This window comes from Streptococcus mitis, from assembly GCF_047463435.1.
In the GTDB taxonomy this organism is placed as follows: Bacteria; Bacillota; Bacilli; order Lactobacillales; family Streptococcaceae; genus Streptococcus; species Streptococcus mitis_DS.
This window is the reverse complement of the sequence record NZ_JASHDW010000011.1, coordinates 92,148-102,282: the sequence shown is the minus strand read 5'-3', so window position 1 is coordinate 102,282 and position 10,135 is coordinate 92,148. Positions and strand designations below refer to the sequence as shown.

7 protein-coding genes and 1 other annotated feature are annotated in these 10,135 nt (G+C 39.0%); all 7 genes read left to right on the top strand.

From position 1 onward, the window contains the following. Positions 1 to 908, top strand: a 908-nt coding sequence (locus tag QM843_RS08065; protein ID WP_414399217.1) for a MucBP domain-containing protein, incomplete at its 5' end; no start/stop codon positions are given. A 207-nt stretch (positions 909 to 1,115) separates the two neighbouring features. After that, positions 1,116 to 2,339 (top strand): cell division peptidoglycan polymerase FtsW, encoded by a 1,224-nt coding sequence (gene ftsW, locus QM843_RS08060; protein WP_414301486.1) that lies wholly within the window; start codon positions 1,116 to 1,118, stop codon positions 2,337 to 2,339. 24 nt (positions 2,340 to 2,363) lie between these two features. Beyond that, positions 2,364 to 5,060, top strand: coding sequence for a phosphoenolpyruvate carboxylase (gene ppc, locus QM843_RS08055; protein ID WP_414304716.1), 2,697 nt, complete (start codon positions 2,364 to 2,366; stop codon positions 5,058 to 5,060). A gap of 96 nt (positions 5,061 to 5,156) precedes the next feature. Continuing rightward, positions 5,157 to 5,374: a binding site (T-box leader), on the top strand. A gap of 216 nt (positions 5,375 to 5,590) precedes the next feature. Then, on the top strand, positions 5,591 to 6,586 hold the full coding sequence (gene trpX, locus QM843_RS08050) for a tryptophan ABC transporter substrate-binding protein (RefSeq protein WP_414304717.1): 996 nt from the start codon (positions 5,591 to 5,593) through the stop codon (positions 6,584 to 6,586). 75 nt (positions 6,587 to 6,661) lie between these two features. Beyond that, positions 6,662 to 7,528, top strand: coding sequence for an ABC transporter permease (locus tag QM843_RS08045; protein ID WP_004254625.1), 867 nt, complete (start codon positions 6,662 to 6,664; stop codon positions 7,526 to 7,528). Then, complete coding sequence (locus tag QM843_RS08040; RefSeq protein ID WP_261101392.1) at positions 7,525 to 8,283, top strand: ABC transporter ATP-binding protein; 759 nt, start codon at positions 7,525 to 7,527, stop codon at positions 8,281 to 8,283. Before QM843_RS08045 ends, QM843_RS08040 begins: the two co-directional genes overlap by 4 nt. Positions 8,284 to 8,372: 89 nt before the next feature. Beyond that, positions 8,373 to 10,133: a DNA primase gene (gene dnaG, locus QM843_RS08035; protein ID WP_414304718.1), complete on the top strand. Its 1,761-nt coding sequence runs from the start codon at positions 8,373 to 8,375 to the stop codon at positions 10,131 to 10,133. Positions 10,134 to 10,135: the final 2 nt, after the last annotated feature.

The following is a 10,135-nucleotide window of genomic DNA, read 5'->3' as shown; positions in this document are numbered from 1 at the left end:
ACTTCTATAGAGAAGTTGTTAAAGAAGACGTTGTAATGAAACAAGCTCCAGTAACAGTAAATTACTATAAAGAAGGAACTACTGAAAAACTGGCTGATACGATTGAACAAGGTCAAAAAGATATTGGCTCAAACTATACAACTGAAGCGAAATCCATTCCAGATAAAGTAGAAGTTCAAGACCTTGAAGATAGAGTTATCACTAAAACAACATCTTATGAATTGGTATCTGAACCAACTGATAAGGAAGGTAAAGTACCTGTTGGTGGTAAAGTAGTTAATTACTATTACCGTGAAGTTGTCAAAGAAGATGTTGTAATGAAACAAGCTCCAGTAACAGTTAATTACTATAAAGAAGGTACTACTGAAAAACTGTCTGATACGATTGAACAAGGTCAAAAAGATATTGGCTCAAACTACACTTCTGAAGCGAAAGTGATTCCAAGTAAGGTTGAAAAAGTTGTTGAAAATGGAAATGTAATCACAAGAACAACTTCTTATGAGCTAGTAAAAGTTCCTGAAGATAAGGACGGAATTGTTCCAGTTGGTGGTAAGGTCGTAAACTATTACTACCGTGAAGTAGTTGAAGAGGTTGCAAAACCAAATGAAGCTCCTAAAGTGGAAATTCCTGAGTTGAAGATTCCTGAAGAGTCTAAGCCAGAGCCAAAACCAGAACCTAGTCCTGCACCAAATCCAGTTCCAGTGACACCTGAGACACCTGAACGACCAATAGCTCCAGTGACACCAGAACAACCAGCAGAACCTGCTACACCACAGTATATGGATGGTCAACGCGAACTTCCAAATACAGGTACAGAAGAAAATGCTCGCCTTGCAGCGCTTGGACTTCTAGGAGTCTTGAGTGGATTCGGATTGATTGCTCGTAAGAAAAGAAAAGACGAAGAATAATTCAGATATTCTTTCAATCAGTGATTGATTCAACCTAAGAAAGAACTTGAGATTTAGCATCTCAAGCTCTTTTTCTTATGAGAAAATCTTCTATCTTAAGGGTAAGAGTTTTTTTCTTTCGGAAAAAATGGTATAATAGCAATCAAAACTAGAAAATAAACGGAATTTGGGAATAATTTCTTTTGTTCTCATTAGATTGGTGATACTATGAAGATTAGTAAGAGGCACCTATTAAACTATTCTATTCTAGTTCCTTACTTACTTTTATCTATTTTGGGCTTGATTGTGGTTTATTCGACAACCAGTGCCATTCTTATCGAAGAAGGTAAAAGTGCCCTCCAATTGGTTCGAAGTCAGGGAATGTTTTGGATATTTAGTTTAATATTGATTGCCTTGATATATAAGCTGAAATTGAATTTTTTGAGAAAAGAACGACTTTTATTTATTGTTATGTTTGTTGAGCTGATTCTTTTAGCTCTGGCTCGGATAATTGGTACGCCAGTCAATGGAGCCTATGGTTGGATTTCAGTAGGACCGTTGACCATTCAGCCAGCTGAGTATTTGAAGATTATCATCGTCTGGTATTTGGCCCAACGTTTTTCAAAACAACAGGATGAAATTGGGATTTACGATTTTCAAGTTTTAACTCAAAATCAATGGATTCCTCGTGCTTTTAATGATTGGCGCTTCGTCCTACTAGTAATGATAGGAAGTTTAGCTATTTTCCCAGATTTGGGGAATGCTACCATCCTAGTTCTTGTCGCCTTGATTATGTATACAGTTAGTGGAATTGCTCATCGTTGGTTTATAGTCTTTATCGGTGTATTATTTGGAGTTTCAGCCCTATCCTTATCAGCTATCTCTATGATCGGGGTTGATAAGTTTTCAAAAGTTCCAGTATTTGGTTACGTTGCTAAGCGTTTCAGTGCCTACTTTAATCCCTTTGCCGATTTGGCAGGGTCAGGCCACCAACTTGCAAATTCCTACTTTGCCATGGTAAATGGTGGGTGGTTTGGTCTAGGCTTAGGAAATTCAATAGAAAAACGTGGTTATTTACCAGAGGCACATACAGACTTTGTATTTTCAATTGTTATTGAAGAGTTTGGATTTGTGGGAGCCAGCTTGATTTTAGCACTTGTCTTTTTCCTGATTTTACGAATTATCCTAGTCGGTATTCGTGCTAAGAATCCCTTTAATTCTATGATGGCGATTGGGGTTGGGGGGATGATGCTGGTACAGGTATTTGTCAATATCGGTGGAATTTCTGGCATTATTCCTTCGACAGGAGTAACCTTCCCCTTCTTATCACAAGGAGGGAACAGTCTCCTAGTCTTGTCTGTAGCCATCGCCTTTGTCTTAAATATTGATGCAAGTGAAAAACGTGCCCAATTATATGAGGAGTTAGAAGCTCACTCATCAAACTATATGTAGAGCTGAGAGTGGAAAGGATTACCTATGTCTCTTCAAAAATTAGAAAACTATAGTAATAAAGCTGTTATACAAGAAGAAGTATTGATTTTAACAGAATTGTTAGAAGATATCACTAAAAACATGCTTGCCCCAGAGACTTTTGAAAAAATCATACAGTTGAAGGAATTGTCAACTCAAGAAGATTATCAAGGTTTGAATCAATTAGTTACCAGTTTGACAAATGATGAAATGGCTTATATTTCACGCTATTTCTCTATCTTGCCTCTTTTGATTAATATTTCAGAAGACGTGGATTTGGCCTATGAAATCAACCACCAAAATAATATCGATCAAGATTATCTTGGTAAATTATCAGCAACGATCAAAATGGTTGCAGAAAAAGAAAATGCGGTTGAAATTCTAGAACACTTGAATGTTGTTCCTGTTTTGACAGCCCATCCAACACAAGTGCAACGTAAGAGTATGTTGGATTTGACCAACCATATCCATACCCTTTTGCGTAAGTACCGTGATGTGAAATTAGGTTTGATTAATAAGGAAAAATGGCATAATGATCTCCGTCGTTATATTGAGATTATCATGCAGACAGATATGATTCGTGAAAAGAAATTGAAAGTGACCAATGAAATCACGAATGTTATGGAATACTACAATAGTTCATTCCTGAAGGCAGTTCCTCATTTGACTGCTGAGTACAAGCGTCTGGCTAAAAAACACGGCTTGGAGTTGAAACATCCTAAACCAATTACCATGGGAATGTGGATTGGTGGAGACCGTGATGGTAATCCTTTTGTTACAGCAGATACCTTAAAACAATCTGCTATGACCCAGTGTGAAGTCATCATGAATTATTATGATGAAAAGATTTACCAACTTTATCGTGAATTCTCCCTCTCAACCAGTATTGTCAATGTGAGCAAGCAAGTCAGAGAAATGGCTCGTCAATCCAAGGATAACTCGATCTATCGTGAAAAAGAGCTTTACCGCCGTGCCTTATTTGATATTCAATCAAAAATCCAAGCAACAAAAACTTATCTGATTGAAGATAAGGAAGTTGGAGCTCGCTATGAAACTGCTAATGATTTTTATAAGGATTTAATTACCATTCGTGATTCCCTCATGGAAAATAAGGGTGAAGCACTGATTTCTGGTGATTTTGTTGAGTTGATCCAGGCAGTTGAAATTTTTGGTTTCTATTTGGCATCTATTGACATGCGTCAAGATTCTAGTGTTCATGAAGCCTGCGTAGCAGAACTTTTGAAATCAGCAGGTATTCATTCTCATTATAGCGAACTCAGTGAAGAAGAAAAATGCCAGCTTCTTTTGAAAGAATTAGAAGAAGATCCACGTATTCTTTCTGCCACTCATGTTGAAAAATCAGAGTTACTCGAAAAAGAATTAGCAATCTTTAAGGCTGCTCGTAAGTTGAAAGATAAGTTGGGAGATGATGTTATTCGTCAGACTATCATTTCACATGCAACCAGTGTATCAGACATGTTGGAATTAGCTATCTTGCTAAAAGAAGTAGGTCTAGTTGATAAAGAAAGAGCCCGTGTCCAAATTGTTCCTCTCTTTGAAACAATTGAGGACTTGGACCACTCAGAAGAAACTATGAGAGAATACCTTTCTCTTCCTCTTGCTAAGAAATGGATTGCTTCACGTAATAACTACCAAGAAATCATGCTTGGTTACTCTGATAGTAATAAAGATGGTGGTTACCTTTCATCATGTTGGACCCTCTACAAGGCTCAACAACAATTGACTGCTATTGGAGATGAATTTGGCGTTAAGGTTACCTTCTTCCACGGCCGTGGTGGGACTGTCGGTCGTGGTGGTGGACCAACCTATGAAGCCATCACCTCTCAACCTCTCAAGTCCATTAAGGATCGTATCCGCTTGACGGAGCAGGGTGAAGTAATTGGCAATAAATATGGTAACAAAGACGCAGCTTACTATAACCTTGAAATGTTGGTTTCGGCGGCCATTAACCGTATGATTACTCAGAAGAAGAGCGATACCAACACCTCAAATCGTTACGAAGCTATTATGGACCAAGTGGTGGACCGTAGTTACGATATCTACCGTGATTTGGTCTTTGGTAATGATCATTTCTATGATTATTTCTTCGAGTCAAGTCCAATCAAGGCTATTTCAAGCTTTAATATTGGTTCTCGTCCAGCTGCTCGTAAGACGATTACTGAAATCGGTGGTTTGCGAGCTATCCCTTGGGTATTCTCATGGTCGCAAAGTCGCGTCATGTTCCCTGGATGGTATGGAGTTGGTTCAAGCTTCAAGGAATTTATCGATAAAAATCCAGAGAATATTGCTATCTTACGAGATATGTACCAAAATTGGCCTTTCTTCCAATCGCTTCTTTCAAATGTCGACATGGTCTTGTCAAAATCAAATATGAATATTGCTTTTGAATATGCCAAACTGTGTGAGGATGAAGAAGTAAAAGCAATCTATGAGACTATTCTAAATGAATGGCAAGTCACCAAGGAAGTTATCTTGGCTATCGAAGGTTACGATGAACTCTTGGCTGAAAATCCATATCTAAAAGCAAGTTTGGATTACCGTATGCCTTATTTTAATATTCTCAACTATATCCAGTTGGAGTTGATTAAACGTCAACGCCGAGGAGAATTATCAAGCGATCAAGAAAAATTAATCCATACAACCATCAACGGAATTGCGACAGGATTGCGTAATTCAGGCTGATACCTATCAAACTTCCTCTTTTCTATAGGGGAAGTTTTTGAATAGTTTAAAAAAATGCTAAAAGAGTCTTGACAAGTAGTTGAAAAATGATATAATTTAACCATTCAGAAAAGTAATCATATAAACTTTTTAGAGAGTCTGTGGTAGCTGAAAACAGATAAGTGATGATGATGAAAATTGGGCTGAATGTTATTTAGAATTTGAAATCATAAAAATTCGGTGAGCACACCTTACAGTGCATCTCGTTATTGCGAGACAGAGCGATAGGGAAATTCCCTATAATTGAGGTGGTACCGCGCATCGACGTCCTCACACAAGTTTTTTGTGTGAGGACTTTTTTGATGGAGGTTAGTATGGAAAGAAAACGATGGTGTCACTTGTTTATACTCAATGAAAATCAAAAAGCAAACTAGGAAGCTAGCCGCAAGCTGTACTTGAGTACGGTAAGGCGGCGCTGACGTGGTTTGAAGAGATTTTCGAAGAGTATTAGATAAGTGAAGTATTTTAAAGGAATAAAAAGGAGAAATAGAATGAAAAATAAACGTTTAATTGGAATTATCGCTGTATTAGCAGTCTTAGTAGCAGGAAGCTTGATTTACTCTTCAATGAATAAACCAGAAGCTAAGAATGAAAAGAAAGTTGCCAAAGTTGGTGTCCTTCAGTTTGTGAGCCATCCATCTCTTGATTTGATTTATAAAGGAATTCAAGATGGACTTGCAGAAGAAGGTTATAAAGATGACCAAGTTAAAATCGATTTTATGAACTCAGAAGGTGACCAAAGTAAGGTTGCGACAATGAGTAAACAATTGGTTGCAAATGGGAATGACCTTGTGGTTGGTATTGCAACACCAGCAGCTCAAGGATTGGCTAGTGCAACAAAAGACCTACCGGTTATCATGGCTGCTATTACAGACCCAATTGGTGCTAACTTGGTCAAAGATTTGAAAAAACCAGGTGGTAACATTACAGGTGTATCTGACCATAATCCAGCTCAACAACAAGTTGAACTCATCAAAGCTCTCACACCAAATGTGAAAACAATCGGAGCCCTTTACTCAAGTAGTGAAGACAATTCAAAAACACAGGTTGAAGAATTTAAGGCTTATGCTGAAAAAGCTGGTTTGACAGTGGAAACATTTGCAGTTCCTTCAACAAATGAAATTGCTTCAACAGTTAACGTTATGACTAGTAAGGTCGATGCTATCTGGGTTCCAATTGATAACACTATTGCTTCAGCCTTCTCAACTGTTGTTTCAAGTAATCAATCCGCTAAAAAACCAATTTACCCAAGTGCAACTGCAATGGTAGAAGCTGGTGGTTTGGCATCCGTTGTAGTTGACCAACACGACCTTGGTGTGGCAACAGGTAAAATGATTGCGCAAGTTTTGAAAGGTGCTAAACCAGCTGATACACCAGTCAATGTCTTTTCAACTGGTAAGTCAGTAATTAACAAAAAATTGGCACAAGAGCTAGGTATTACGATTCCTGAATCTGTTCTTAAAGAAGCAGGACAAGTGATTGAATAATCTGTAATGGAGGAGTTGGGGACATCTCCTCCAATTTTTTACAATAGAAATCATATAGAAAAGGTTAAGAAACAGATGATACTATCTATTATTTCTCAAGGATTTGTCTGGGCTATTTTAGGTCTGGGGATCTTTATGACATTTAGGATTTTGAACTTTCCAGATATGACAACAGAAGGTTCCTTCCCTCTTGGGGGAGCTGTTGCTGTCACTTTGATAACCAAAGGAGTGAACCCATTTTTAGCGACTCTTGTTGCTGTAGGAGCAGGTTGTTTGGCTGGAATGGCAGCAGGACTTCTTTATACAAAAGGGAAGATCCCAACCTTGCTCTCAGGGATTTTGGTGATGACTTCCTGTCACTCTATCATGCTCTTGATTATGGGACGTGCAAATTTAGGATTGCTTGGAACCAAGCAAATCCAGGATGTTTTGCCTTTTGATTCAGATTTGAACCAACTCTTGACAGGTCTCATCTTTGTCAGTCTTGTTATTGCTCTCATGCTCTTTTTCTTGGATACCAAACTCGGACAAGCCTATATTGCTACAGGTGACAATCCTGATATGGCTAGAAGTTTCGGGATTCATACTGGACGCATGGAGCTCATGGGCTTGGTCTTATCAAATGGTGTGATTGCCCTTGCAGGGGCTCTTATTGCCCAGCAAGAAGGCTATGCCGATGTATCTCGAGGAATCGGGGTGATCGTTGTGGGGCTTGCAAGTTTGATTATTGGAGAAGTTATCTTCAAGAGTTTGAGCTTGGCAGAACGTCTGATTACCATCGTTGTAGGTTCTATCGCCTATCAATTTTTAGTGTGGGCAGTTATTGCGCTTGGCTTTAATACAAGTTACCTTCGTTTGTACAGCGCCGTGATTTTAGCAGTCTGCCTCATGATTCCAACATTTAAGCAAACAATCTTGAAAGGAGCCAAATTAAGCAAATGACAGCAATTGTAGAATTAAAAAATGCAACCAAAGTCGTTAAAAATGGCTTTGATGAAGAAAAGATTATCTTAAATGATGTTTCCTTAGAAATTTTTGAACAGGATTTCATCACGATTTTAGGTGGAAATGGTGCTGGGAAATCAACCCTCTTTAACACTATTGCAGGAACTTTATCACTAACCAGTGGAACTATCCGTATTTTAGGTGAGGATGTTACCAAGTTTTCACCAGAGAAGCGGGCTAAGTATCTGTCTCGAGTCTTCCAAGATCCCAAGATGGGGACAGCTCCTCGTATGACGGTCGCTGAAAATCTTTTGATTGCCAAGTTTCGTGGTGAAAAGCGTGGACTGTTTCCGAGACGTCTGGCTAGCTATAAGGATGAGTTTCAGGCAACTATTGAAAAAGTGGGAAACGGTCTTGAGAAACACTTGAATACACCGATTGAGTTCTTATCAGGTGGACAAAGACAGGCTTTGAGTCTCTTGATGGCAACCTTGAAGCGTCCTGAATTACTCTTGTTAGACGAGCATACTGCAGCCCTTGATCCAAAGACCAGTGTGGCCTTGATGGAATTGACGGATGAGTTTGTCAAGAAAGATCAGCTGACAGCGCTTATGATTACCCACCATATGGAAGATGCTCTCAAATATGGCAATCGTTTAATTGTCATGAAAGAAGGCCGGATTATCCAAGATTTGATCCAAGAAGAAAAAGCAAAAATGAAAATCTCTGATTATTATCAACTCTTTGAATAAAGTAGGGAAAATGAGTGAAATGGTTTACTTTTTTTCTGAAATAAAGTATACTATATAAAGTAAACTATGATAACATGGAGGTATTGTGTATGGTTGACAAACAAGTCATTGAAGAAATCAAAAACAATGCCAACATTGTGGAAGTCATAGGAGATGTGATTTCTTTACAAAAGGCAGGACGGAACTATCTAGGGCTCTGTCCTTTTCATGGTGAAAAAACACCTTCTTTCAACGTTGTTGAGGATAAGCAGTTTTACCACTGTTTTGGTTGTGGCCGCTCAGGTGATGTCTTTAAGTTCATCGAGGAGTACCAAGGGATTCCCTTTATGGAGGCTGTCCAAATCTTAGGTCAGCGTGTCGGGATAGAGGTAGAAAAACCGCTTTATAGTGAACAGAAATCAGCTTCACCCCACCAAGCTCTTTATGATATGCACGAAGATGCTGCCAAATTTTATCATGCTATTCTCATGACAACGACCATGGGGGAAGAGGCCAGAAACTACCTTTATCAGCGTGGTTTGACAGATGAAGTGCTCAAGCATTTTCGGATTGGTTTAGCACCTCCAGAACGAAACTATCTCTATCAACGTTTGTCTGGTCAGTATCGGGATGAGGATTTCCTAGATTCAGGACTGTTTTATCTCTCGGATGCTAATCAATTTGTAGATACCTTTCACAATCGGATTATGTTTCCCCTGACAAATGACCAGGGAAAGGTTATTGCCTTCTCAGGTCGTATCTGGCAGAAAACGGATTCACAAACTTCTAAGTATAAAAATAGCCGATCGACTGCAATTTTTAACAAAAGTTACGAATTATATCATATGGATAGGGCTAAAAAATCTTCTGGAAAAACCAGTGAGATTTATCTGATGGAAGGATTCATGGATGTCATTGCAGCCTATCGTGCTGGAATCGAAAATGCTGTGGCATCCATGGGAACGTCCTTAAGTCGTGAGCATGTTGAGCATCTGAAAAGGTTAACCAAGAAGTTGGTTCTTGTTTACGATGGCGATAAGGCTGGGCAAGCTGCGACATTGAAAGCGCTGGACGAAATTGGTGATATGCCTGTGCAGATCGTCAGCATGCCTGATAGCTTGGATCCAGATGAATATCTACAAAAAAATGGACCAGAAGACTTGGCCTATCTATTAACAAAAACTCGTATTAGTCCGATTGAGTTTTACATTCACCAGTATAAGCCTGAAAATAGTGAAAATCTGCAAGCTCAGATTGAGTTTATTGAAAAAATAGCTCCCTTGATTGTTCAAGAAAAGTCTATCACTGCTCAAAACAGCTATATTCATATTTTAGCTGACAGTTTGGCGTCCTTTGATTACGCCCAGATTGAGCAGATTGTGAATGAGAGTCGTCAGGCGCAAAGGCAGAATCGTATGGAAGGAATTTCCAGACCGACGCCAATCACTATGCCTGTCACCAAGCAGTTATCGGTTATTATGAGGGCAGAAGCCCATCTACTTTATCGAATGATGGAATCCCCTCTTGTTTTGAACGATTACCGTTTGCGAGAGGACTTTGCATTTGACACACCTGAATTTCAGGTCTTATATGACTTGCTTGGCCAGTATGGAAATCTTCCTCCAGAAGTTCTAGCAGAACAGACAGAGGAAGTTGAAAGAGCTTGGTACCAAGTTTTAGCTCAGGATTTGCCTGCTGAGATGTCACCGCAGGAACTTAGTGAAGTAGAAATGACTCGAAACAAGGCTCTCTTGAATCAGGACAATATGAGAATCAAAAAGAAGGTGCAGGAAGCGAGCCATGTAGGAGATACCGACACAGCCCTAGAAGAATTGGAACGTTTAATTTCCCAAAAGAGAAGAATGGAGTAATA

Excerpts from the sequence above, each read along its gene's own strand:
- trpX (WP_414304717.1), top strand. The coding sequence starts at position 5,591 with ATGAAAAATAAACGTTTAATTGGAATTATCGCTGTATTAGCAGTCTTA.
- ftsW (WP_414301486.1), top strand. The coding sequence starts at position 1,116 with ATGAAGATTAGTAAGAGGCACCTATTAAACTATTCTATTCTAGTTCCT.
- ppc (WP_414304716.1), top strand. The coding sequence starts at position 2,364 with ATGTCTCTTCAAAAATTAGAAAACTATAGTAATAAAGCTGTTATACAA.
- QM843_RS08045 (WP_004254625.1), top strand. The coding sequence starts at position 6,662 with ATGATACTATCTATTATTTCTCAAGGATTTGTCTGGGCTATTTTAGGT.
- QM843_RS08040 (WP_261101392.1), top strand. The coding sequence starts at position 7,525 with ATGACAGCAATTGTAGAATTAAAAAATGCAACCAAAGTCGTTAAAAAT.
- dnaG (WP_414304718.1), top strand. The coding sequence starts at position 8,373 with ATGGTTGACAAACAAGTCATTGAAGAAATCAAAAACAATGCCAACATT.